At 73.5% G+C, this 24,550-nt stretch carries 15 protein-coding genes, 3 tRNA genes and 3 pseudogenes; 13 read left to right on the top strand and 8 right to left on the bottom strand.

Annotation, left to right across the window (positions count from 1 at the left end; genetic code table 11):
* Nucleotides 1-10 precede the first annotated feature (10 nt).
* From ACGFYH_RS01090 to ACGFYH_RS01060, 7 genes are all read left to right on the top strand, one after another.
* Nucleotides 11-370 carry a CU044_2847 family protein gene (locus ACGFYH_RS01090; protein ID WP_393801505.1) on the top strand — a complete coding sequence of 120 codons (360 nt, stop codon included), beginning with the start codon at nt 11-13 and terminating at the stop codon, nt 368-370.
* Complete coding sequence (locus ACGFYH_RS01085) at nt 367-2,037, top strand: trypsin-like peptidase domain-containing protein (RefSeq protein WP_393801008.1); 1,671 nt, start codon at nt 367-369, stop codon at nt 2,035-2,037. Before ACGFYH_RS01090 ends, ACGFYH_RS01085 begins: the two co-directional genes overlap by 4 nt.
* A 306-nt stretch (nt 2,038-2,343) precedes the next feature.
* Entirely contained in the window at nt 2,344-3,369 is a 1,026-nt protein-coding gene (locus ACGFYH_RS01080) for an AAA family ATPase (RefSeq protein ID WP_393801007.1), read from the top strand.
* The gene (locus tag ACGFYH_RS01075) at nt 3,369-7,379 is read left to right on the top strand and encodes an SAV_2336 N-terminal domain-related protein (protein WP_393801006.1); all 4,011 of its coding nucleotides are present in this window, start codon (nt 3,369-3,371) and stop codon (nt 7,377-7,379) included. Before ACGFYH_RS01080 ends, ACGFYH_RS01075 begins: the two co-directional genes overlap by 1 nt.
* Nucleotides 7,380-7,607: 228 nt before the next feature.
* A complete protein-coding gene (locus ACGFYH_RS01070) occupies nt 7,608-8,666 on the top strand; it encodes a rod shape-determining protein (protein WP_393801005.1) in 1,059 nt (352 codons plus the stop codon).
* A gap of 33 nt (nt 8,667-8,699) precedes the next feature.
* Nucleotides 8,700-10,145 carry a GAF domain-containing sensor histidine kinase gene (locus ACGFYH_RS01065; RefSeq protein WP_393801004.1) on the top strand — a complete coding sequence of 482 codons (1,446 nt, stop codon included), beginning with the start codon at nt 8,700-8,702 and terminating at the stop codon, nt 10,143-10,145.
* Nucleotides 10,146-10,354: 209 nt separating this feature from the next.
* The gene (locus tag ACGFYH_RS01060; protein ID WP_393801504.1) at nt 10,355-11,044 is read left to right on the top strand and encodes an ANTAR domain-containing protein; all 690 of its coding nucleotides are present in this window, start codon (nt 10,355-10,357) and stop codon (nt 11,042-11,044) included.
* A gap of 285 nt (nt 11,045-11,329) precedes the next feature.
* Here ACGFYH_RS01060 and ACGFYH_RS01055 read toward each other — a convergent pair.
* Nucleotides 11,330-11,761, bottom strand: a pseudogene (locus tag ACGFYH_RS01055) (transposase); the annotation flags it as partial.
* Between the two features lie 402 nt (nt 11,762-12,163).
* Nucleotides 12,164-12,352, bottom strand: a pseudogene (locus ACGFYH_RS01050) (GntR family transcriptional regulator); the annotation flags it as partial.
* 435 nt (nt 12,353-12,787) lie between these two features.
* Between ACGFYH_RS01050 and ACGFYH_RS01045 the strand changes: the two are divergent.
* Together ACGFYH_RS01045 and ACGFYH_RS01040 are read left to right on the top strand one after the other, a co-directional pair.
* Nucleotides 12,788-13,063: a hypothetical protein gene (locus ACGFYH_RS01045; RefSeq protein ID WP_393801003.1), complete on the top strand. Its 276-nt coding sequence runs from the start codon at nt 12,788-12,790 to the stop codon at nt 13,061-13,063.
* The gene (locus tag ACGFYH_RS01040; protein ID WP_393801002.1) at nt 13,060-13,473 is read left to right on the top strand and encodes a hypothetical protein; all 414 of its coding nucleotides are present in this window, start codon (nt 13,060-13,062) and stop codon (nt 13,471-13,473) included. The genes ACGFYH_RS01045 and ACGFYH_RS01040 overlap by 4 nt, the downstream gene beginning before the upstream one ends.
* A gap of 191 nt (nt 13,474-13,664) precedes the next feature.
* On the opposite strand, the gene ACGFYH_RS01035 is transcribed toward ACGFYH_RS01040, so the two are convergent.
* The 3 genes from ACGFYH_RS01035 to ACGFYH_RS01025 all read right to left on the bottom strand — a co-directional run bounded on the left by ACGFYH_RS01035 (nt 13,665) and on the right by ACGFYH_RS01025 (nt 14,076).
* Nucleotides 13,665-13,738, bottom strand: a tRNA-Ile gene (locus ACGFYH_RS01035).
* A 187-nt stretch (nt 13,739-13,925) separates the two neighbouring features.
* Nucleotides 13,926-13,998: transfer RNA gene (locus ACGFYH_RS01030), tRNA-Asn, on the bottom strand.
* A gap of 5 nt (nt 13,999-14,003) precedes the next feature.
* Nucleotides 14,004-14,076 (bottom strand) — tRNA-Asn (locus ACGFYH_RS01025).
* 148 nt (nt 14,077-14,224) lie between these two features.
* Here ACGFYH_RS01025 and ACGFYH_RS01020 point away from each other — a divergent pair.
* From ACGFYH_RS01020 to ACGFYH_RS01005, 4 genes are all read left to right on the top strand, one after another.
* Nucleotides 14,225-14,530 carry a YtxH domain-containing protein gene (locus tag ACGFYH_RS01020; protein ID WP_393801001.1) on the top strand — a complete coding sequence of 102 codons (306 nt, stop codon included), beginning with the start codon at nt 14,225-14,227 and terminating at the stop codon, nt 14,528-14,530.
* Between the two features lie 86 nt (nt 14,531-14,616).
* Entirely contained in the window at nt 14,617-16,071 is a 1,455-nt protein-coding gene (locus ACGFYH_RS01015) for an FGGY-family carbohydrate kinase (protein ID WP_393801000.1), read from the top strand.
* Nucleotides 16,072-16,223: 152 nt separating this feature from the next.
* The gene (locus ACGFYH_RS01010; RefSeq protein WP_393800999.1) at nt 16,224-17,957 is read left to right on the top strand and encodes an ABC transporter ATP-binding protein; all 1,734 of its coding nucleotides are present in this window, start codon (nt 16,224-16,226) and stop codon (nt 17,955-17,957) included.
* Nucleotides 17,957-19,885 carry an ABC transporter ATP-binding protein gene (locus ACGFYH_RS01005; RefSeq protein ID WP_393800998.1) on the top strand — a complete coding sequence of 643 codons (1,929 nt, stop codon included), beginning with the start codon at nt 17,957-17,959 and terminating at the stop codon, nt 19,883-19,885. Before ACGFYH_RS01010 ends, ACGFYH_RS01005 begins: the two co-directional genes overlap by 1 nt.
* Before the next feature lie 49 nt (nt 19,886-19,934).
* On the opposite strand, the pseudogene ACGFYH_RS01000 reads toward ACGFYH_RS01005, so the two are convergent.
* The 3 genes and pseudogenes from ACGFYH_RS01000 to ACGFYH_RS00990 all read right to left on the bottom strand — a co-directional run bounded on the left by ACGFYH_RS01000 (nt 19,935) and on the right by ACGFYH_RS00990 (nt 24,511).
* Nucleotides 19,935-21,124: pseudogene (locus ACGFYH_RS01000) on the bottom strand (RNA polymerase sigma factor).
* 166 nt (nt 21,125-21,290) lie between these two features.
* A complete protein-coding gene (gene dnaG, locus ACGFYH_RS00995) occupies nt 21,291-23,216 on the bottom strand; it encodes a DNA primase (RefSeq protein ID WP_393800997.1) in 1,926 nt (641 codons plus the stop codon).
* Between the two features lie 29 nt (nt 23,217-23,245).
* Nucleotides 23,246-24,511, bottom strand: coding sequence for an NAD(P)/FAD-dependent oxidoreductase (locus ACGFYH_RS00990; RefSeq protein WP_393800996.1), 1,266 nt, complete (start codon nt 24,509-24,511; stop codon nt 23,246-23,248).
* Between the last annotated feature and the right edge of the window lie 39 nt (nt 24,512-24,550).

Raw genomic sequence — 24,550 nt, 5'->3', positions numbered from 1 at the left:
GAGCGGCGTCATGGACGGGTTGGTCGAGTTCAGGACCGAGGACGGCGTACGGGTGGTCGTCGAGGGCGTCGAGGACGAGGACGGCGCGCGGCTGGTCTCGCGCGGCGACGGACCGGCCCGGGCGGCCCGCACCTTCGAGGACTCGCTGGACGGCGTGCGGGCGGCGGCCGCGGCCGCGCTGCGGGTCTTCCGGGACGGCACGCTCAGGCCCGACTCGGTGGAGCTGGAGTTCGGGGTGAAGCTGAGCGCGGAGGCCGGCGCGGTCATCGCGAAGGGCTCGGCGGAGGGCCATCTGGTCGTGAAGCTGAGCTGGTCGCCGGAGCCGTCCCCGACGGGCCCCGGGGCCCCGGACGCCGCCGCGCTGTCATGAGCGGTGCCGCGTGGCACGCCCGGGTCGAGTGCGGCAGGGAGGTCGGCGCCGGATTCCTCGTCTCCGCCCGGCGGTTGCTCACCTGCGCCCATGTCGTCAGGTGGGCCGACCGCGCGCCCGTGACGGTGACCTTCCCGGGACGCCGGGCGGTGGGCGAGCTGTCCGGCACGGTCGCCGTGCACGGCGGCTGGCGGGACGGCGCCGCCGACCTCGGCGACCTGGCCGTACTGGACCTGGACCGGGAGGTGCCGCTCACCCCGGCCGTCTTCGCCCGGCCGGGCACGGAGCGGACCGTTCCTGCCCCCGAACTGATCGCGTACGGCTTCCCCAAGGGGTACGACGAGGGCATGCTCGCCTCCTACCGCGCCCTGCCGGGACCGCTCATCTCGGACGAGTGGGTCCAGTTGGAGGCGCTCACGGGGCACGGGCAGCCGCTGGCGGCCGGGTTCAGCGGCGCGGCGCTGACGCTGGCCGACGGCACGGTCGCCGGGATGGTCGCCGCCGTCGCCGGTGCCAGGGACGTACGGGTCGGCAGGATGCTGCCGGTCGAGGTCATGGCGCGCTACTGGCCGGAGCTGGGCGAGCTGGTGCCCACCCCCGGCCACCGGGCGGACGCCCGCAGGCGGTTGTACGCGCTGGTGCGCCGGGCCGAGGAGACCGGCCTGGGCCGCGAGCCGGACCGGCTGTACGTCTCCGCCATGGACGCGTTCGACCCGCCGCTCCCGGAAGGGGGCTTCGCCTCTCTGCGGGAGGCCGCCGCGTACGTGCAGTGGGAGGTGCCGGACCCGGCGGCCGTGGCCCGGTTCGCCGACCGGCTGGAGGAACTGCTGCACGCCCCGCCGCCGCGCGCCGCGACCTGGTCGCCCATCGTCGTGGAGATCGACCACAGCGGGGCGGGCGCCGACCGGGTCACCGTCGAGGTGTCCGCCTACCGGAACGGGCAGCGCCGCCCGGTGGGCTCGCGCCGGCTGGCCCGTGGCGCGGTGCGGTCCTTCGTGCAGGAACGCGTCGACGAGGCGTTCACCCAGCTCGACCCCGGCGCCGACGAACTGCTCACCTTCGTGCTCCCGCGCGAGTGGCTGAACGAACCGGTGGCGCACTGGGAGTGCGGGGAGGACGACTCCACGCCGCTGGGCTGCGCGTACCCGCTCGTGGTGACCGACCGCTCCCGGCACCGCAGCGGACGGCTCCGCCACCAGCTGCGGAAGAAGTGGGACCGGCTGGGGGGCAGTCCGGGCGCCACCCTCCACCGCGTCGACTGCGGTACCCGGGAGCGGCCGGCCGGGCTGCGCAAACGGCTGCGGGACGACGCGGAACTGGCCGGCTTCGCCACCCCGCCCAGCGCGGCGCCGGAGTACTTCGAGGTCGGTCTCAACGTCCCGGTCCCCGTGCTGCTGTGGTCGCGCCGCGGCTGTCACGGCAACGGACACGACGGCCCCGACGGAACCGACGGCCCCTGCTACGGCACGGCGTTCCTCGACGAGCTGGCCCTGTCCGTGGCGGGCGTGCCCCCGGCCGAGCTCCCCCGCCTGGTCAGGGAGCTGCGCGAGACGGCGGACGCGGCCGACGACCCGGACGGGCACTGGGCGCGGGACCTCCAGCTCCTGTGGGACGACCCCCGCTGTTTCGCCGAGCCCCCCGCCCTGCTCCACTCCCCCGTCGGCTGAACCACCCGCCACTGCCCCGAGCCGCCCACCGCCACCGCCGCCCGACGACCACCACCACCGAACCACCCGCCACCCCGCCGAACCGCACGTCACCACCACCGAACCCCCCACCACCGCCGCCCGACGACCACCACCACCGAACCACCCACCACCCCGCCGAACCGCCCGCCACCGCCGCCCGACGACCACCGCCACCCAATCACCACCGCCCACCGAGCCGCCCCCGCCACCGAACAACCCCGCCACCGAACCACCGCCGCCACCGCCCGACCGCACGCCGCACCGATCGCCCGGAGAGAAGAACCCATGCCCCTGTGGCCCGTCTACACCGGCGCACCGGCCCCCCACGACGGCATCGCCCGGCTGCCCCCGCCCCCGCCCTGGCGGGACTTCGACGGTGGGCCGGTGCTCGACCCGCCCGACGCGGACGCCGGCTCCCCGGCCGTCTCGCCCGACCGCGCCCACCGCGCCGCGACCTACCAGGCCACGGAACAGACGGTGCAGCTGGTCAACGCGGCCCTGTACCTGCGGCGCCCGCTGCTGGTCACCGGGCCGCCCGGCACCGGGAAGTCGTCCCTCGCCTACGCGGTCGCCCGTGAACTGCGGCTCGGCCCGGTCCTCAGGTGGAACATCACCAGCCGCAGCACGCTCGGCGACGGCCTCTACACCTACGACCCGCTCTCCCGCCTGTACGCGGCGCGCCACACCACGCAGCGGCCCGACACCCCCGCGGCCGCCACGGGCGTCGAGGACCACCTGCGCCTCGGCCCGCTCGGCACCGCCCTCCTGCCCTACGCACGCCCGCGCGCCCTGCTCATCGACGAGATCGACAAGGGCGACCTCGACCTGCCGAACGACCTGCTGCACGTCCTGGAGGAGGGCCAGTACGAGATCCCCGAACTCGTCCGGGCCTCCGGGGACACCCCCGACGGACACGCCGAGGTACTGATCGACGGCACGGACCGGCGGGTACCGGTGGAGCGCGGCCGGGTCCGCTGCAAGGCCTTTCCCTTCGTCGTCCTCACCAGCAACGGTGAGCGCGAGTTCCCCCCGGCCTTCCTGCGCCGCTGTGTCTCGCTGCGCCTGCGGCAGCCCGACGACGACCACCTCGCCGAGATCGTCCGCGCCCACCTGGGCGAGCCGGACGGATACGCGCGGCAGCTGATCGACCGGTTCCTGTCCCGGGTGGGCAGCGGTGAACTGGCCACGGACCAGTTGCTCAACGCCATCTACCTGGCCCGTTCCTCCGGCCTGGGCGCCGATTCCCTGGACGGGCTGGCCGAGCAGCTGATGCCGTACCTGGGCAGGTCCCCGCAGGCCGACGCCTTCTGATGCCCGCCGACCGCCCCGGCTCACCGGAACCCCTGCCCCGCCTGGCCGACATCCTCGGCCGGGCGGCCTCCGGCGACCGCCCGACCCCCCTGGAGCTGGCCGAACTCCTCTGGCTGGCCGGACACATGGAGCCCCCGGCGCAGGACCCGCCGGACGGCCCGGCGTCCGGGGCGCGGCCCGCGCGGCCACCACGGGCCGCTCATGAAGCCGCCCCCGAACAGCAGCGGGCACTGGACGCGGAAAGGAACCGGCGGCAGGCCCGGCACGAGCACCGTGGGCCGCGGCAGGGTCACCGGCCCCGGGGCGAGGGGGCGGTGGGACCCCCCGTGCCCGCCGAGGCCCCCCGCACTCCCCTGCGCCTGCCGTCCCCGGCCCCCGCCCCGGGCACCTCGGCGGCACAGCCGCACAGCGCCCTGCTCGCCCCCGCACCGCCGATGCTGCGCCACACGCTGGCGCTGCAGCGTTCCCTGCGCCCGCTGAAGCGCCGTACCGACGCTCCCGCGGGCCAGGAGGTGGACGAGGCCGCGACCGCCGACCGCATCGCGCGCCTCGGCGCCGGGCCCGAGTGGTGGCTGCCCGTACTGCGCCCCGTACGGGAGCGGTGGCTGCGCCTGCACCTGGTGCACGACGCGGGCCCCACGATGCCCGTCTGGCAGCCCCTCGTACGCGAACTGCACGCCGCGCTCGCCCAGTCGGGCGTCTTCCGCACCGTCACCCTGCACCGCGCGGAGGCCGACGGCACCGTCCGCGGCGACGGAGCCCAGGTCCCCGCCGACGGCCGTACGGTCATGCTGCTGGTCAGCGACTGCATGGGGCCGCAGTGGCGCGAGGGCCCGGCCGGCACCCGGTGGTTCGGCACACTGCGCCGCTGGGCGCACCGCACGCCCCTGGCCGTCCTGCAGCCGTTGCCCGAGCAGCTGTGGCGGGACACCGCCCTGCCGCCGGTCCCGGGCCGGCTGTCGGCCCCGCACCGGGCCGCGCCCAGCGCCTCGCTCGACTTCACGCCGTACGACGGCACCGCGCCCCGCGGTCCCGAGCGGGCGGTGCACATCCCCGTGCTGGAGCCGGGGCCGGAGTGGCTGGCGAACTGGGCCGCCCTGGTCGCGAGCCCGGGCGGCACCCGGTACCCGGGCGCGGCCGCCGCGCTGCACCGCCCGTTGCCGGCCGACGCCGACGACCGTGCCGACGTGGCGCGGCTGTCGGCCGAGGAACTCGTCCTGCGCTTTCGCGCCAACGCGTCCCCGCAGGCCTACCGGCTGGCCGGCCACCTCGCGCTCGGGCGGCCCGACCTGCCCGTGATGCGGCTGGTGCAGGCCGCGGTCGAGCCGGACCCGCGGCCCCAGCACCTGGCGGAGGTCATCCTCGGCGGACTGCTCACCACGGTCGCCGGACCGCCCGGCTCCTACGTCTTCCGCCCCGGCGTGCGCGACCTCCTGCTGCGCGGGCTGCCCCGCACCGCCCGCAACCGCACCCACGAGCTACTGCTGCGCACCGGCGGCCTGATCGACGAACGGGCCGGACGCGCACCCGGCGAGTTCCGTGCGCTGATCCCGTCCCCCACGGGCACCGAGCGGGCCGACGGGAGCGAGTCGTTCGCGGCGATCAGCCGGGAGAGCGCCCGGCAGCTGGCCGCGCGGAAGCGGCCGGCGGTGCCGTCACCCTTCCCGGCGGCCCTGGGCGCGCGCTACCGGCCGACGCGCCGGCTCGCACCGACCGGGAGGATGTGGCTGGCGGAGGACACCGGAACGAACCGGACGGTGGCGATCCGGCTGCACGACGCGGATCCCGACCCCGCCTCGCGCCGCACCTTCCTGCGGGACGCGCGCCGACTCACGCGGGTCACCCACCCGAACGTGGTGACCGTCCTCGACGCCGGCGTCGAGGACGACGTCCCGTACGTCGTCATGGAGCACCTCGACGGCATAGCGCTCAACGTCCTCACCCGGTCGGACGACCGGCGGTTGCCGCCGCCGCTGACGGTGTCGGTGGGGGCGCAGCTGGCGCGGGCGCTCACCGCCCTGCACCGGGCGGGCGTCACGCACGGCGGCCTGGAGACGTCCCGGGTGGTCCTGCTGCCGGACGGCACGGTCCGGCTCAGCCTCTTCGAACCGGGGCGCACCTCGGGCCCGCCGGGACGGTCCGCGGACCTGCGGGCCCTGTGCGAGGTTCTGCTGCTGCTGACGTCGGGAACCTCGCACCTGACCGTCCCGATCGACTCCCGCCGCCTCGACCGGTCGCTCGGCGCCATGCGCATCCACTACGCGCACGCCTTCGACCTGATGATGTCCGCCTCACCCGCGGCACAGGCCCAGGGCCTGCGGCTCCTCACGGACCCGCGGTTGCCGGCCCAGGCCGCCGCGACATACACGCGGCGCCGCTACCAGGCGCTCGGGCCACTGCGCGTCACCCTGCCGGACGGCTCCCCCAGCCTGCCGCCGGACGTGCGCGCGCTCCTCGCGATGCTGCTCCTCAAGCACGGCCGCACGGTGACGCACGAGGAGCTGCGGTGGGGGCTGTGGGACCCGGGCAACGAGCCGCGCGACCCGCGGGACGAGACGACCCGGCTGGCGAGTCGGCTCGCGCGGATTCTGGGCCCGGGCGTCCTGGCGAGACCCGCCCACGGCTTCGCCCTGCACACCAGCGCGGACGAGCTGGACCTGGTGCGCTGCGACGAGCTGGTACGGCGCTCCGACGCGGCCCGGCTGGACGGCGCGCTCGCCGAGGCCCACGGCCTGGTCACCGAGGCGCTGTCGCTGTGGGGCGACGCCGAGCCCCTCGCGGACGTGCCCGGCCCCGCCGCCCGCACCGCCCGCACCCGCCTGCTGCGACTCCGGCTCGCGCTGCACACCAAGCGCGCCGAACTCGACCTGGCCCTCGGCGAGTACGACCGGGCCTCCGCCGACCTGGCCGGCCTGCTGCGTGCCCACCCGCACCGGGAGGACTTCCGCCGCCTGTACCTGATCGCGCTGCGCCGCCAGGGCCGGGGCGAGGAGGCCCTGGAGGTGTACGAGGAGTACGAGCTGTCCGGAGGACGCAGTCCGGCCCTGACCGCGCTGGGCCGGGAACTGCGTGAGGAGCACGCCGGGCCGGAGGACGACGCGCCGTGGCCGGAGTACGGGCAGCGGCCCCGGGACCGGGACGGCCCGGAAACCGTCGTGGCCGCTCCGGACGAGTTGCCGGAGGGCCCCTTCCCCACCGAGGACGACCTGTGGACGTCCCTGCCGGGCGAGCCGGAGGCACGCGCGGAGGAGGAGCGGGACGGCGTACTCGTCGGGCCCGGTGCGGGAGGAGACCACCCGGCCGAGGACGCGGACCAGGACGCGGATCAGGACGCGGATCAGGACGGATCGCAGATCCCGGCGGACGGGGAGGAGACGGTCGAGGAAAGGGTGGTCGGGGAGGAGGGGGCCGGGGAAAGGGCGGTCGGGGGAGAAGAGGAGGCGGGGGACGACTTCGGCACCGGCTTCGGCACGGACTTCGACACCGACTTCCGCAACTGTGCCCGGTACGCCCTCGCCGACGGCCCGGCGGATCATGACGCCCGCGCGGCCCTGCACCGCGTGGTCACGGATCTGCTGGCCGACAGCGGGATGGACGGCGCCGCCCACGAACTCCTCGACGACCGGGGTGGCCTGCTCGTGCTGCTGGCACCACGGACGGAGGCCGCCCCGCTCCTCAGGGCGACCGTCGAGGGGCTGCCCGGGCGGCTGGCACGTCTGGCCGGCCTGCGGCTGCGGGTGGAGTTCTGGCAGGTGGAGTTCAGGCTGGGCGGGGCCGGGGAGCAGTCACTGGGCCGCGCCGACGCCGAGTCGGTCGGCGCCGCCCTGGACGCCTCACCGGCGCAGGCGGTCGTCGCCCTGTCCGACTCCCTGTACTACGACGAGGTCTGCGAGGAGGGCCAGGACGGGCCCGCCTTCCCCCCGGACCTCTTCCGGCCGCTGGCCGACGACACCGGCTGGTACCGCCTGGTCGGCGGGACGGTGGGCGCCGGGGCGGCGGACAGCCCCTGAGCCGGCACGCCGGCGTACGGACCACGACGCCCGGCGTACGGACCACCACGCCGGCGTACGGACCACCACGCCGGCATACGCAAGGGGACGTCGACCGGCCCCCCGTTCAGCGGCCCCCCGCCCGGCCCTCTCCAGCGGGCGCCCGCCACCGCCGCCGCGCACGATCGGTCCCTAAGAGGCCGGCCACCGGGCGGCCCCGCACGGTCCGCGCTCTCGGGAGGAATCGCCATGACCGCCAGTACCGCCAGTACCGCCAGTCTGGAGGCGCTGCGCCGCTGCCACTTCGCCGTCGACCTCGGTGCGGCACGGACCCGCGTGTATGTGAAGGGTGCCGGGCTCGTCGTCGACCAGCCGTCCGCCGCGGCGGTCAACACCCGCACCGGCGCGCTCATCGCGGTCGGCGAGTTCGCGGAGAAGATGACCGGCCGCACCCCCAGCTACATCCGCGTGGTGCGGCCCGTATCCGGTGGCACGGTCGTCGACATCGAGATGGCCCAGCGCATGCTGCGGCACCTGCTCGGCGACCGGGTCCGCCGCGCCCTGCGCCGCAAGCCCCGCCTGCGCGCCGCCGCCTGTACACCGCACGACGCCGATCCGCTGGCGCAGCGGGCGGCGATCGAGACGCTGGTCGGGCTCGGCGCGCGCCGGGTGGAACTCGTCGACACGCTGATCGCGGCGGCGGTCGGCTGCGGACTGCCCGTGGAGCAGCCCGAGGCGACCATGATCATGGTGTGCGGTGCGCACGCCACGCAGGTCGCGGTCCTCTCCCTCGGCTCGATCGTCACCGCCGTGCGCGTCCCGGTCGGCGGCGAGGCCGTGGACCACGCGATCGTGCAGCTCCTGCGCCATCAGCACGAGCTGGTGCTGCCCAGCCAGTCCGTACGCCCGCTGCAGCTCGCCCTGTCGGGCAACGGGCTGACCCCGCAGGGGCCCGCGTCCACCGAGATCCACGGACGGGACGTGGCGACCGGACTGGCGCGCAGTGTGCGGGTCGACACCGCCACGGTGCGCAACGCCATCCAGACGCCGCTGACGGCCGTACTCGACGGCATCGGCAAGGTGCTGCGGGACTGCCCGCCCGACCTGGTCGCGGACCTCGCAGACCGCGGGATCATGATGGTCGGCGGGAGCGCGCTGCTGCCGGGCTTCGACCAGATGCTGCGTCAGGCCACGGGCATGCCGGTGCACATCGCGGAGCGGCCCGACGTGTGCGCGGTCCAGGGACTCGGCAGCATGCTGGAGGGCCGGGTGGCGCCGCTGGCGCTGCACCCGGCCTCGTCCGACTGATCCGCCGCCGGGAAAGCCGGGGAAGCCGGACCGATGACCGCGCAGCCCGCGCCCCGGCTGACGCGTCTCCTCGAAGCCGTGCTGGGGGTCGGCACCGCCCTCGATCTGCGCAGCGTCCTGCAGCACCTCGTGGACGGCGCCGCCGAACTGACCGGCGCCGGGCGCGCGGCCCTGGTCGTCGCGCACCCCGCCGAGGGCGGCGGCCTCGCCGAGGTCCGCACCCCGGGCCCGCACCCCGTACCGGAGACGGCGCCCCTGCTGCGGGTGCCGATCCACGTGCGCGACGAGGAGTTCGGCGAGCTGCGGCTGGCCGGGCGGCCCGGTGCGGGCCCGTTCACCGTCGAGGACGAGCAGCTGCTGCGGGTCCTGGCCACGCAGGCCGGTATCTCGATCGGCAACGCCCGGCTGTACGAGACGGCCCGGCAGCGGGAGCGCTGGATCGAGGGCACGGCGGCCGTCACCACCGCACTGCTCACCGAGGAGGGCGCCGAGGACGCGCTGACCACGGTCGCCGAACGGGCCCGGCTGCTCGCCGGCGCCTGCGCGGGCGTCATCCTCCACCCGACCGCCGAGGGCGGCATGGAGATCGTGACCGCCTCGACGCCCGACGACCCGGACGGCATCGTCGGCGCCACCATCGCGCCGGGCAGCCCCGTCCTGGAGCAGCTTCTGGGCGGCGAGCCGGTGTTCATCGCCGACTCGGCGACCGACCCGCGCATGACCACACACGTACGGCACCGGTTCGGGCCGAGCATGATGCTGCCCCTGCGGGCGAGCGGCCGTCTGATCGGCACCCTCGCCCTGCCCCGGCGTCGCGGCGCGCGCCCGTACACGGACGTGGAACGGCTGCTCGCGACGCAGTTCGCCTCGCAGGCGGCGCTCGCCCTCGTCCTGGCGGATGCCCGGCGCGGCCGGGAGCGGCTCGCGGTCTACGAGGATCGCGACCGCATCGCCCGGGACCTGCACGACCTGGTGGTGCAGCGGCTGTTCGCCACCGGCATGATGCTGGAGTCCACGCAGCGCCGGCCCGGCGCGCAGGACGTGCGCGGCATCCTGGTACGGGCGGTGGACGAACTGCGGTCCACGGTCCAGGAGGTCCGTACGGCGATCTTCGCGTTGCAGCAGCCCCCGGCCGGCCCGCCGGCCGGACTGCGCGTCCGGGTGCTCCGGGAGACCGCCTCCGCCGCCGCCCGGCTCGGTGCCGTGCCGTCCACGCACTTCGGGGGCGCCGTCGACACCCGCGTACCCGACCGGGTCGCCGACCGCCTCCTCACCGCCCTCCGCGACGCCCTGGCCGACGCGTCCGCCCGCACGGGCGTCTCCCGCGTCGAGGTCACCGTCGAGACCCCCGCCACGTCGCCGGAGGGCCGGGACGGGGTGCGCCTGAGGGTCTTCGACGACGGCGCGGGCGCCGGGGAGAGCGAGGGCGGCGGGTGCGAGGGGCGGGGGACGACGGTCACGTGGTGGGCGCCCCTGTGAGCGGACGGGGCGGGAGACCGGACCGTGGAGGTGGGAGACCGGACCGTGGAGGTGGGGCAGCTCCATTACCCACCCTTGGGCCGGCCATTCCCCGCACCCGGGTGTAGTCCGTTTTCCGAGGGGCAGGCGCACGAAGTGACGGGGTCGACGAGGCCCCCACGACGTCGCGGACGTCTGCCGGGAACCGACGAGACGGACAGGGCGGTGACATGACCCGAGCGGCACCACCAGGCTTGACGGGCGAGCCGGCCACTCTGGCCATCGAGCGCCGGGTGGAGGCGGGCCGGGCCTTGCTCGTCCCGCGGGGAGAGCTCGTCCAGGGGTGCGCGGAGACTCTCGCCGAGGCTCTGGCCGCGCTGCCGGCCGACGTCGACCGGGTCGACCTGGACATGCGCCACGTGGTGTTCATGGACACGGCCGGGCTGCGTTTCCTGGACCAGCTCGGCGGCTACAGCCACCGGCAGGCGGTACCGGTGACGGCGACGAACTGGCACGGCCAGCCGCTGCGGGTGCTCGCGCTGGCCGGTCTGGACACCACCGACCCCCTGCGCACCACGGCCCACCGGCCGCGGTCGGAGTCGGAGTCGGAGTCCGAGCCACCGGGGACCGCCGGGGCCTCCGCCGAGCGGCTGCACGTCCTCCAGCAGGAGGTGACCCAACTGCGCCGGGCGATCGCCTCCCGCCCCGTCATCGACCAGGCGCGGGGCGTGCTGATGGCGCTGCACGCCTGTACGTCGGACGAGGCGTGGCACATCCTGCGGGAGGCGTCCCAGCTGTCCAACACGAAGCTGCACACGGTCGCGGCGGCGGTGACCGCCAGTACCGAGGGCGACGGACCGCCCCCGCCGGCGGAGGTCCGCAGGGCCCTGCGGACGGCTTTGAGCCGGCTCGGACGCTGAGCAGGCGGACGCGTCGTCCGGTGGTGCCGGCCCCCCGGACGGGGTACCCGGCCCGCGACCCGCCCGGCAGGAGGAGGAACCCGATGAGCGAGAGCGAGCCGACCCCGTCCCAGGCCGAGGGCTGAACGCGACGACGAACCGGACGTGCCGGACGTGCCGCACACCACGCCCTCCTTCGGGCAGGTAGCGGCGGGGAAAGGCGATCCACTCGTCGTGCATCTCGAAGAGCACGGCGGTGACCAGCCGCAGCAGCGAGTCGTCGTTGGGGAAGACCTGGACGACCTCCAGGGGCCGGCCGCGGAACGCGGTCAGCTGGGTGTCCAGGTCCGCGCAGATCCGTGAGACCTCGCTCTTGGAGATCCCGCTGTCTGCTCCCAGTGCCTTGACCAGGTCGTCGACCGAGCGGGGGGACACCCCGTGGACGTGCGCCTCCATGATGACGGCGAACAGGGCCTGGTCGATACGGCGGCGACGCTCCAGCAGGCTCGGGAAGAAGCTGCCCGAGCGCAGCTTGGGTATGGCCAGGTCCAGGTCACCGGCCTGCGTAGTCAGCGTCTTGTCGCGGTGCCCGTCGCGCAGCGCGGTGCGTGTCTCGGTGTGCTCGTTCCACTCCGCGCCGATCCTCGACGTCGCCTCGGCCTCGATCAGCTCCTGGAGCATCCGCTCGGCCACGGACCGGACGAGTTCGAGTCCGTCCGCCGAACGCAGTGACTCCATGCCGAGACTGCCGAGCTGCGCCCGGGTGCCGCCAGGCCAGGGCTCGTTGATCGGGTCCGCGACCGGGGTCCCGGCAACGTCTGACCAGCGCACGTAGGAGGTGCTCATCTGGGTGGCTTGGTCGTTGTCGTGGAACACGAAGTGCCGCGCGAGGAGTCGCTCACCCACCTCGCACTCGAACAGGCCCGCCAGGTCGGCGGCGGCCTTGACCCGCTCGAATCGCTTGTCGAGCCGGTACTCGGACCAGCCGATGCCCTGGTCCCGTGTGTACGGTGTGGACTCCGCGCCGGGCGTGGACCGGTAGCGGTCGGCGGCCATGCGGTGGATCGGAGGCCGCGGCCGGACGCGAGTGCCGGCGCGGGCCCGGGTCTCGATCAGCCCCTCGGTGGCGAGGAGCCGGAGCGCGTTGCGGATGGTGGTCTCGGATACGCCATATGACGCACACAGGGCGGGCAGGGTCGGCAGCTGGTCGCAGGGGGCGAGCTGGCCGGAGGCGATGCGCTGCCGCAGCTCAGCGGCGATGCGCAGGTACTCGGGCTGTGCCGCTGCCGTACCACCGTTCCAAGTGGTCGCGTCAATCTGAGTACACATACTCTCCCCTCCCTCTTGACCAGCGCCAACTCGGCGACAATCCGAGTACAGATAAGTACTATCCGTACGCAGATAACCACCGTCTGCGGGGTACAGCCATGCCCGAATCGGGTCACACGCGGCAGAAGGCATTCAAAGGGGAGCCGATCGAGGCGCCCCACGTCCGCCTCTGGACCCGTGGCCGCGTCGAGCACCCGGACGCCCCGCTCATCGCCGACGAACTGTTCGTCGCCGTCCTCGGCTCCGGCGCCCCCGTCGTTGAGATGACGCTCTCCACGGCGGGCGCCCGCATCCGCATCACCGCGGAGGGTCCCGGCCCGCTCCCCCTCATCAACAGCCACGGGCCCGGCTGGTCGATCCTGGCCGGCCTGTGCAGTTGGGCCGGGCTCACCACGGACGAGCGGGGCTGTGGGGGCAGTTGGGAGGCCGACGGTGATGACCGACCTGCCCGCCGCCACCGCCTTGCCGTGGGCGCAGTACGCCGGTTGGGCCTGCGTCCTGTGCGGCGCCTCCCTCGCCACGACAGGCGGCGTGTCCATCGGCCGAGCCGAGGGCCGCTCCGGCGTCCACGACCTCAGCGCCGAGGTATTCGCCTGCCCACCCCTGTCGGGCTGCGGGCCCTCGCGCCTCACCCAGACTCCCGCCCTCTACCAGCGGGCGGGCCAGACGCCTCCGCCCGGAGGTGACGTCCACAACAGGAGGAAGACGTGACCATCGCGTTAGAGCGTCCCGTGGGCACCACCGACCCGGCCGCCCTCGTCGGCCCTGAGGTGACCGAGCGGCTCGCCCGCCGCATCACCATCGACCACACGGTGTACGGCGCCGTCTGGTTCACCGACCCCGCGGTGCTGCTGCCCGCGATCCGCGAGCGGCTGCGCCCGGGTGGCAGGCTGGTCTTCTCCCAGCGGCCGCCGGTGGAGGGCTGCTACGGCTGCCAGGCCTCGTACATCCCGCGCGGCGCTGACGAAGACCCGCTCGTTGTGAAGCGGTGGGACTACGAGCCCGATGCATGGGAGCGGCTGCTGAAGGAGCACGGCTTCACCGACGTCGACGCAACGGTCCTGGCCGCGCCACCCGGCAACCGGACGATCGGCACCCTCATCGTCCGGGCGCGCGCCTGAGGCGAACTCCCGACCGCGGCCCCGGATCGACGTCCCCGTCGCCGTACGGGGCCGCTTCACGTCTTGATCGTTTATCTCTCGGGCCAGCAGCGGGCCGGCTAGCGATCTCTGTGACGAGCGGAGGGTGCCCGGCCCGACGAGGTTTCATGCCCCGGTCCAGGTGAGAACGTTCCTGCGGCAGGGCGCATGAGTGGGGCGGGTGGGACTCGAACCCACGGCCGACGGATTATGAGTCCGCTGCTCTAACCGGCTGAGCTACCGCCCCATAGCGGCGTGTCGCGTACAGGTGTGCGCGCCGTCTGCCGCAGCATAGCCGCTCATACGATCTCCTGCCTCGGATGGTCGGCTTCCACGGCTGCCTCCATGACCTTGAGGACTCCGCAGCGTGCCGCGTGGTTCCCGGGTCGTGTGGGCACATGAAAAAGGACCCCGAAGGGTCCTCGTTCACCGCGCTCCCCCGACTGGACTCGAACCAGTAACCTGCCGGTTAACAGCCGGCTGCTCTGCCAATTGAGCTACGGAGGATCGAGCTCCCCGGACTGGACTCGAACCAGTAACCTGCCGGTTAACAGCCGGCTGCTCTGCCAATTGAGCTACCGAGGAAGGTCTCGATCGCATCGAACGCGTCTGCCTGGGTATTCGCCAGGGGGCGCGCGCTCGCTGCGACACATACATTAGCGCAAGCAGGGGGGTGCTCCGCCAATCGGTACTCTCCAGCACCCCGGAGCCAGTGAAGGGAAGGATGGCCGCCATGCGTTACCGGCTCACGTTCGTCGTAGGGCTAGCGGTGGGTTACGTGCTCGGGACCAAGGCCGGGCGCGACCGCTACGAGCAGTTGCGGAGGTCCGCGCGGCAGGTCGCGCAGAACCCGGCCGTACGCAACACGGCGGAGTCGGCGGCCCAGCAGGGCCGGCACTTCGCCGACAAGGCGTACCACGTGGTGAGTGACAAGGTCGGCGACCGGGTGCCCGACTCGGTGGCCCACCGGGTCCGCTCCCTGCGGGAACGCGGCACCAACGGCAGTGGTCCCGACGACTGGGGCACCAGCAACACCTGAGGCCCCGTCCCTGTGCCCGCTCCTCTGCCGGGCCCTGTGCCCCCGCCGGGTACGGACACCGCATCCGGTGCGGCAGAATTTCGGGCATGGGGATAGTCGCCGGGTTGGACAGTTCGCCCGATTTCACTCGTATCGTGGTCTGTGATGCGGACACGGGTGCCGTGCTGCGCCAGGGCTATGCGCCGCACCCGCTGGAGAGCCCCGAGGGCGGGGGCCGGCCCACTGACGTCGATCCGCAGGCCTGGCTGCTGTCCCTCGGGGAGGCGGCCGGCGGCGGGCTGCTCGAAGGCGTGCAGGCCATCGGCGTGTCGGCGCAGACCAACTCGGTCGTGCCGCTGGACGCCCAGGGCAACACCGTGCGCCCCGCCATGGTCGGCGGCGACAAGCGCTCCCAGGTGGCGGCGGCCGACCTGATCGACGCCTTCGGCGGGCGTGAGGCGTGGGCGCAGGCCGTGGGCTCGGTGCCGCAGACCGCACAGCCCGTGACCAAGCTGCGCTGGCTGGCGCGGACCGAACCGGAGGCCGCCGCGCGGACCGCCGTACTGCTCCAGGCCCACGACTGGCTGGTGTGGCAGTTGCTCGGGCGGCCGGTCCGGCGGACCACCGACCGGGGCGGGGCGTCCGGCACCGGCTACTGGTCGGCGGCGACCGGTGCCTACCGGCCGGATCTGGTCGAGCTGGCCCTCGGTCATCAGGTGGTACTGCCCGAGGTGATCGGCCCGGCCGAGGCGGCCGGTACGACGCCGGAGGGGCTGCTGATCTCCGCCGGGACCGGCGAGACCCAGGCCGCCGCCTTCGGGCTCGGGATCGGACTGGGCGACGCGGTGGTGTCGCTGGGCGCCTCCGGGTCCGTGATGGCCGTGCACACCGAGCCGCTCGTCGACCAGTCCGGGATGATCACCGCCCTGGCGGACGCCACCGGCATGCACCTGCCGGTCGTCACCACCCTGAACGCCGTACGGGCTCTGCGCGGCGCCGCCGAACTCCTCGGCGTGCCGGACCTGGAGAGCCTGTCCGAGCTGGCGACGAAGTCGACACCCGGCGCGCACGGGCTGGTGCTGCTGCCCTACCTGGAGGGCGAGCGGACGCCGAACCTGCCGCACACCGCCGGCACGCTGTCCGGACTCAGGCGCGAGTCGATGAAGCCGGAGCACATGGCGCGGGCCGCGTTCGAGGGCATGCTGTGCGGTCTGGCCGACGCCCTCGACGTACTGCGCGGCCGGGGCGTGGACGTGCGGCGGGTGTTCCTGCTGGGCGCGGCGGCCGAGCTGCCGGCGGTGCAGGCGGCGGCGCCCGCGCTGTTCGGGACGCAGGTCGTCGTACCGCAGCCCGCGGACTACGCGGCGTTGGGCTCGGCCCGGCAGGCGGCCTGGGCGCTGGGCGCCTCCCGGGGCACGCTTGACCCGCGCACTCCCCCGGTCTGGCAGGGCGCGGTGGCGCAGGTGCTGGAGCCGGGCGAGGAACTGGCGGTGGGGCAGGCCGTGCGCCAGCAGTTCGTGTCGGTGCGGGAGCAGACGCACCCCGGCGCGCTGCGCGTGTGACGTGCGGGGCCGTGCGGGCCGGGTGCCGCTCGTACGGCCGGAATTTGCCGCGCTCTTGGGTTAATCGGTTGAGGTAACGCTGGTGGAGTGTCCGACGATAGGGGCCAGGGGCAACCAACCCCGCTCCTTTCGCCGACTCCGAGAGACCGAGCGTGCTCATACGACTGCTGCGGACCTGTCTCAGGCCCTACAAGAAGCCCATCGCCCTGCTGGTGGCACTGCAGTTCCTGCAGACCTGCGCCTCCCTCTACCTGCCGACCCTGAACGCCCACATCATCGACGAAGGCGTGGTGAAGGGTGACTCGGGCTACATCCTGAGCTACGGCGCCCTGATGATCGGCATCTCGCTCGCCCAGGTGGTGTGCAACATCGGTGCCGTCTACTACGGCGCGCGCACCGCGGCCGCCCTCGGCCGGGACCTGCGGGGTGCCGTCTTCGACCGGGTCCAGTCCTTCTCGGCCCGCGAGGTCGGCGGCTTCGGCGCGCCCTCGCTGATCACACGGACGACGAACGACGTGCAGCAGGTCCAGATGCTGGCCCTGATGTCGTTCACGCTGATGGTGTCGGCGCCGATCATGTGCGTCGGCGGCATCGTGATGGCGCTCGGCCTGGATGTGCCGCTTTCCGGGGTGCTGGTCGGGGTCGTGCCGGTGCTGGCGATCTGCGTCACGCTGATCGTGCGGAGGCTGCGCCCGCTGTTCCGGGCCATGCAGGTGCGTCTGGACACGGTGAACCGGGTGCTGCGCGAGCAGATCACCGGCAACCGCGTCATCCGCGCCTTCGTGCGGGACGAGTACGAGCAGCAGCGCTTCCGGAAGGCCAACGCCGATCTCACCGAGGTGGCGCTGGGCACCGGCAACCTGCTCGCGCTGATGTTCCCGGTGGTCATGACGGTGGTGAACCTGTCGTCGATCGCGGTGGTCTGGTTCGGCGCCCACCGGATCGCCGACGGCGGGATGCAGATCGGCGACCTGACCGCGTTCCTGGCCTACCTCATGCAGATCGTCATGTCCGTGATGATGGCCACCTTCATGTTCATGATGGTGCCGCGCGCCGAGGTGTGCGCCGAGCGCATCCAGGAGGTCCTGGAGACCGAGAGCAGCGTGGTGCCGCCGCTGGCGCCGGTCACGCGACTGCGCCGGCACGGGCACCTGGAGATGCGGGGGGCGGGCTTTAGCTACCCGGGCGCCGAGGAGCCGGTGCTCAGGAACATCGAGCTGGTCGCCAGGCCGGGCGAGACGACCGCCGTCATCGGCTCGACCGGCAGCGGCAAGTCCACCCTGCTCGGGCTGGTCCCCCGCCTCTTCGACGCCACCGACGGCCAGGTGCTGGTCGACGGGGTGGACGTGCGGACCGTCGACCCGAAGACGCTGGCCAAGGTCGTGAGCCTGGTGCCGCAGAAGCCGTACCTCTTCGCGGGCACCGTCGCGACCAACCTGCGCTACGGCAATCCGGACGCCACCGACGAGGAGCTGTGGCACGCGCTGGAGGTGGCGCAGGCCAAGGGGTTCGTCTCCGAGCTGGAGGGCGGGCTGGACGCGCCGATCTCGCAGGGCGGCACCAACGTGTCGGGCGGCCAGCGTCAACGGATCGCCATCGCCCGGACGCTGGTCCAGCGCCCGGAGATCTACCTCTTCGACGACTCCTTCTCCGCCCTCGACTACGCCACCGACGCGGCGCTGCGGGCCGAGCTGGGCCGGGTGACGGCCGAGGCGACCGTGGTGATCGTGGCGCAGCGGGTGGCGACCATCCGGGACGCGGACCGGATCGTCGTGCTGGACGAGGGGCGGGTGGTCGGCGTGGGCCGGCACCACGAGCTGATGGCGGACAACGAGACCTACCGGGAGATCGTGCTCTCCCAGCTGACGGAAGCGGAGGCTGCCTGATGGCAGGGCCTGGGGGTCGCATGATGGCCGGGGGAGGCCCCGACCAGCGATCGATGGACTTCAAGGGGTCGAGCAGACGGCTGGTCGCCCAGTTCCGGCCGGAGCGGACGACGCTGTTCACGCTGCTGGCGTGCGTGGTCGTCAGCGTCGGCCTCAGCGTGGTCGGGCCGAAGATCCTCGGCCGGGCCACCGACCTGGTCTTCGCGGGCATCGTCGGTCGGGACATGCCGTCCGGGGCCACGAAGGAACAGGTCCTGGACTCCATGCGGGAGCGCGGTGACGGCAACGTCGCCGACATGCTCCGCAGCACCGACTTCACACCGGGCCAGGGCATCGACTTCGGTGCGGTGGGCGAGGTGCTGCTGCTGGCGCTGGCGACGTTCGCGGTGGCCGGACTGCTGATGGCGGTGGCCACGCGGCTGGTGAACCGGGCGGTCAACCGCACGATGTTCCGGCTGCGCGAGGACGTGCAGACGAAGCTGTCGCGGCTGCCGCTGTCGTACTTCGACGAGCGCCGGCGCGGTGAGGTGCTGAGCCGCGCCACCAACGACATCGACAACATCCAGCAGACGCTCCAGCAGTCGATGGGCCAGCTGATCAACTCGCTGCTCACCATCATCGGCGTACTGGCGATGATGTTCTACGTCTCCTGGATCCTGGCGCTGGTCGCGCTGGTGACCGTGCCGCTGTCGTTCGTGGTGGCCACGCGGGTGGGCAAGCGGTCGCAGCCGCAGTTCGTGCAGCAGTGGCGCTCGACCGGGCAGCTGAACGCGCACATCGAGGAGATGTACACCGGGCACGCGCTGGTGAAGGTGTTCGGGCGGCAGGAGGAGTCGGCGAAGCAGTTCGCCGAGCAGAACGACGCGCTGTACGAGGCCGGGTTCAAGGCCCAGTTCAACAGCGGGATCATGCAGCCGCTGATGATGTTCGTGTCCAACCTCAACTACGTGCTGGTCGCGGTGGTGGGCGGCCTGCGGGTCGCCTCGGGCACGCTGTCCATCGGCGACGTGCAGGCCTTCATCCAGTACTCCCGGCAGTTCTCGATGCCGCTGACGCAGGTCGCGTCGATGGCGAACCTGGTGCAGTCGGGCGTGGCGTCGGCGGAGCGGATCTTCGAACTCCTCGACGCCGAGGAGCAGTCGACGGACCCGATCCCGGGCGCCCGGCCGGAGGACCTGCGCGGGCGGGTTGAGCTGGAGCACGTCTCCTTCCGTTACGAGGCGGACAAGCCGCTGATCGAGGACCTGTCGCTGAAGGTGGAGCCGGGCCACACGGTCGCCATCGTCGGCCCGACCGGTGCCGGCAAGACGACGCTGGTCAACCTGCTGATGCGGTTCTACGAGGTCTCCGGCGGGCGGATCACCCTGGACGGCGTCGACATAGCGAAGATGTCCCGGGACGAGCTGCGGGCCGGTATCGGCATGGTGCTCCAGGACACCTGGCTGTTCGGCGGCACCCTCGCGGAGAACATCGCGTACGGGGCGTCGCGGGAGGTCACCCGCGGGGAGATCGAGGAGGCCGCGCGGGCCGCGCACGCCGACCGGTTCGTACGGACGCTGCCCGACGGCTACGACACGGTGATCGACGACGAGGGCACGGGGGTGAGCGCGGGTGAGAAGCAGCTCGTCACCATCGCGCGGGCCTTCCTGTCCGACCCGGTGATCCTGGTGCTCGACGAGGCGACGTCGTCCGTGGACACCCGGACTGAGGTACTGATCCAGAAGGCGATGGCCAAGCTCGCGCACGGGCGGACGTCGTTCGTGATCGCGCACCGGCTGTCGACGATCCGGGACGCGGACACGATTCTGGTGATGGAGGACGGGGCGATCGTGGAGCAGGGGGCGCACGCGGAGCTGCTGGCCGCGGACGGGGCCTATGCGCGGCTGTACAAGGCGCAGTTCGCGCAGGCTGTGGCCGAGGTGGACTGAGGGGGGGGCCGGCGCCGGGGCGCCGCCGCCGCGGGGGCGGCGCCCCGGCTCAGTCCAGGTAGCCCCGCAGCTGGTCCGCGTAGGCGTGGTCGCGGAGTTTGCCGAGGGTCTTGGACTCGATCTGGCGGATGCGTTCCCGGGTCACGCCGAAGAGGCGGCCTATCTCCTCCAGCGTGCGGGGACGGCCGTCGACCAGGCCGTAGCGGAGCTGGACGACCTTGCGTTCGCGTTCGCCGAGGGTGGAGAGCACCGCCTCCAGGTGCTGGCGCAGCAGCAGGAACGCGGCCGACTCGACGGGGCTGGCGGCGTCGCCGTCCTCGATCAGGTCACCGAGGGCGACGTCGTCCTCCTCGCCGACCGGCGCGTGCAGCGAGACCGGTTCCTGGGCGAGGCGCAGCACCTCGCCGACGCGCTCGGCGGGCAGGTCCAGGTGGGCGGCGACCTCCTGCGGGGTCGGCTCGTAGCCGCGTTCCTGGAGCATGCGGCGCTGGACGCGGACGACCCGGTTGATCAGCTCCACGACGTGGACGGGGACGCGGATGGTGCGGGCCTGGTCCGCCAGGGCGCGGGACATGGCCTGGCGGATCCACCAGGTGGCGTAGGTGGAGAACTTGTAGCCCCGGGCGTAGTCGAACTTCTCGACGGCCCGGATCAGCCCCAGGTTTCCCTCCTGGACCAGGTCGAGCATGGTCAGGCCGCGCCCGACGTACCGCTTGGCCACGGACACCACGAGCCGCAGGTTCGCCTCGATCAGACGGCGCTTGGCGACCCGCCCCAGGACGACGATCCGGTCCAGGTCCGAGGCGAGGCGGCTGTCCAGGTCGGGGGTGCGCCGCAGCTTCTCCTCGGCGAACAGCCCGGCCTCCACACGCCGGGCGAGGTCGACCTCCTCGGCCGCGGTGAGCAGCGGGATCCGGCCGATCTCGCGCAGGTACTGCCGGAACAGGTCGGAGGAGGGTCCGCCGGACTCCGTGCGGGTGGGCGGCGGCGGCTCGGCGGGCCCGGGTACGTCCGCGGGGTCGCCGGGGTGGTGCTCGGCCGGCCCGGCACCGGGCTGCGCGGGCATCGCGACGAGGACACCGCGCTCCGCGTCCGGCTCCGCGCCGCCGGTACCGGTGCCGGTCTGGGTGAGGGTCTGGGTCTGCACGGGGGCGACCTCCAGGATGGACGCGGCCGGCGGGGGCCGGCGGCGGTACTTCGGGGGCGGAGTCGGCTCGCTCGCCGCTGTCCGTCCCGCACGCGTGGAACGCGGCCGCGGGGTCCGGCGACCCGCCGGGACGGATCGGCCGCGCTCCGAGGACTCAGTAACCGCCCCCAGTGTGGGGTACGACACATCGCCGCCACGAGGGGCGTGCGGTGACTTTTTGCGTCCGGTCCGTGACCGCGCGGTTACCCGGGGCCGGGTCTACAGGGCGGCGGCGCCGTGCACGCGCAGGTTCTGGTCGTACTGCTGGAGGACCCACAGCTCGTTCTGTACGGCGGCCAGTTCGGCGGGGTCGCCGTGGCCGGAGAGGCGGGTGAGGCGGCCGGTGATGTCGCGGATGCGGCGCTCGACGGCCCGGCGGCGGACGGTGACCAGCTGGGCGCCCGCGTAGACCTCGTCGACGTCCTTCACGCCGCGGTGCAGCATGATCGCCTCGACCGCGAGCTCGGTGACCATGGCGCGGACGGCGTCGTCGGGGGCGGCCTCGCGGACCCGGACCAGGTAGCCCTGCGGGTCCTGGACGCCGGACTCGGCGCCGCCCGCCTCCGTGATCGCCTCGCGTACGGCGGCGTAGGGCGGGGCGGTGAACTCGTCGACGCCGTACGCGTCGAAGGCCGGGGAGACCAGCTCGGGACGCTGGAGGGCGAGCTTGAGGAGTTCGCGTTCGGTGGCGAAGACCGGGTTGCGCAGGTTGAGGGCAGGGCCGCGGGGGGACGCCTGGACGGGGGCGGTGTGCTGCTGCGGGCCGCCGCGCGACCGGCCTTCGGGGGCGGCCGGGCCCTTGCCGCCGCGGTCACGGGACCACCGGGCCAGCTGGGAGATCCGCCGGACCACGAACTGGGTGTCGAGGATGCCGAGCATGCCGGCGAGCTGCACGGCCACCTCGTGCTGGGCGCCGCTGTTCTTGATCCGGGCGACGACCGGGGCGGCCTCGTCCAGCGCCGCCGCGCGGCCGGCCGGGGTGTCCAGGTCGTAGCGGGAGACGGTCTGGCGGAGGGCGAACTCGAACAGCGGGGTGCGCGGCTCGACCAGGTCGGCGACCGCGTCGTCGCCCTTGGCCAGGCGCAGGTCGCAGGGGTCCATGCCGTCGGGGGCGATGGCGATGTAGGTCTCGGCGGCGAACTTCTGGTCGTCCTCGAAGGCGCGCAGGGCCGCCTTCTGGCCGGCCGCGTCGCCGTCGAAGGTGAAGATCACGCGGGCCGAGCCGTTGTCCATGAGGAGCCGGCGGAGGATCTTGATGTGGTCCCCGCCGAAGGCCGTGCCGCAGGTGGCGATGGCGGTGGTCACTCCGGCGAGGTGACAGGCCATGACGTCCGTGTAGCCCTCGACGACCACGGCGCGGGACGCCTTCGCGATGTCCTTCTTCGCGAGGTCGATGCCGTAGAGGACCTGGGACTTCCGGTAGATCGCCGTGTCGGGGGTGTTCAGGTACTTGGGGCCGTTGTCCGACTCGTAGAGCTTGCGGGCGCCGAAGCCGACGACGTCGCCGCCGATGTCGCGGATGGGCCACATCAGCCGGCCCCGGAAGCGGTCGATGGGGCCGCGGCGGCCCTCCTGGGCGAGGCCGGAGAGGACCAGCTCCTTGTCGCTGAAGCCCTTGCCGCGCAGGAAGCGGGTGAGGTGGTCCCAGCCCTGGGGGCTGTAGCCGACGCCGAAGTGCTGGGCGGCGGCCTGGTCGAAACCTCGGTCGGCGAGGAAGGCGCGGCCGGTGTCCGCCTCGGAGCCGGTCGCCAGCTGCTCCGCGTACCACTGCGCGGCGATCTTGTGGGCCTCGACCAGGCGGATGCGCTCGCCGCGCTGGTGGGCGGGGTTGTACCCGCCCTCCTCGTAGCGCAGGGTGATGCCGGCCTGGCCGGCCAGGCGCTCGACCGCCTCGGAGAAGGTGAGGTGGTCGATCTTCATCACGAACGTGATGGTGTCGCCGCCCTCCTGGCAGCCGAAGCAGTGGAAGAACCCCTTGCTCGGGCTGACCTGGAAGGACGGCGACTTCTCGTCGTGGAACGGGCACAGCCCCTTCAGGTTGCCGCCGCCCGCGCCTCGCAGCTGGAGGTACTCCGAGACGACGGCGTCGATCGGGACCGCGTCCCGTACCGCCTTCACGTCCTCGTCGTTGATCCGTCCTGCCACGCGTGAAGTCTACGGCGACGGTACGACAGCTAGGCGACGAGGCTTTCCAGCGGTACACGCGGGTTCGCCAGCGCCTCCGTGTCGACGCGGGCCTTCGAGCGGATCAGCTGCTGGATGGGTTCCGTGACGTCCCACACGTTGACGTTCATCCCGGCCAGCACCCGGCCCTCCTTCACCCAGAAGGCGATGAACTCGCGCTTGGCCGCGTCCCCGCGGATCACCACCTGGTCGTACGTCCCGGCGGGCGCCCAGCCGGAGTACTCCATGCCCAGGTCGTACTGGTCGGTGAAGAAGTAGGGCACCCGGTCGTGGGCGAGGCCCCTGCCGAGCATCGCGCGGGCGGCGGCCGGGCCGCCGCCCAGGGCGTTGGCCCAGTGCTCCACGCGCAGGCTGGTGTCGAAGAGGGCGTGGTGGAAGGAGGCCACGTCACCGGCCGCGTAGACGTCGGGGTCCGAGGTGCGCAGGTGGTCGTCGACGACGATGCCGCCGCCGTGGGCCCGGTCGGCGATCTCCAGCCCGGCGGCCCGGGCCAGCGCGGTGCGCGGGGCGGCGCCGATCGCGGCGAGCACGTCGTGCGCCGGGTGCTCCTCGCCGTCGTCGGTCCGGGCGGCCAGCACCATGCCGTCCTGGCCGACGATCTCGGTCAGCCTCACACCGAAGCGGAAGCGGACGCCGCGCGCCTCGTGCAGCTCGGCGAAGACGGCGCCCAGCTCGGGACCGAGGACGCCGTGCAGCGGGGTGGGTCCCGGCTCGATGACGGTGACCTCCGCGCCGTACTCGCGGGCCGCGGCCGCGACCTCCAGGCCGATCCAGCCCGCGCCGGCGATCACGAGGTGGCCGTTGTCCCGGCCCAGGGAGGCGAGGACGCCTTTGAGGCGCTCGGCGTGGGCGAGGCGGCGCAGGTGGTGGACGCCCGCGAGGTCGGTGCCGGGGACGTCGAGGCGGCGGGGTTCGGCGCCGGTCGCGAGGAGCAGCTTGTCGTACGTGACGTGGGTGCCGTCGTCGCCGTAGTGGACGGTCCTGGCGGCGCGGTCGACGGCGACGACGGTCTGGCCGAGGTGCAGCTCGATGTCGTGCCCCGCGTACCAGGCGGGCTCGTGCACGAAGACGCTGTCGCGCTCCTCCTTGCCGAGGAGGTAGCCCTTGGACAGCGGGGGGCGCTCGTAGGGGTGGTCGCGTTCGTCGCAGATGAGGATCACCCGGCCGGTGAACCCCTCCGTGCGGAGTGTCTCGGCCGCCTTCGCGCCCGCCAGGCCGCCTCCGACGATGACGAATGTCTGATCCGCGTCGACCACTTGTCTGCCTCCTCGTCAGGGTGCCGCCACATGCGAGCG

Origin of the sequence: Streptomyces sp. NPDC048392 (assembly GCF_043200575.1) — a bacterium.
Lineage (GTDB): Bacteria > Actinomycetota > Actinomycetes > Streptomycetales > Streptomycetaceae > Streptomyces.
This window is presented reverse-complemented; position numbering and strand designations above follow the sequence as displayed.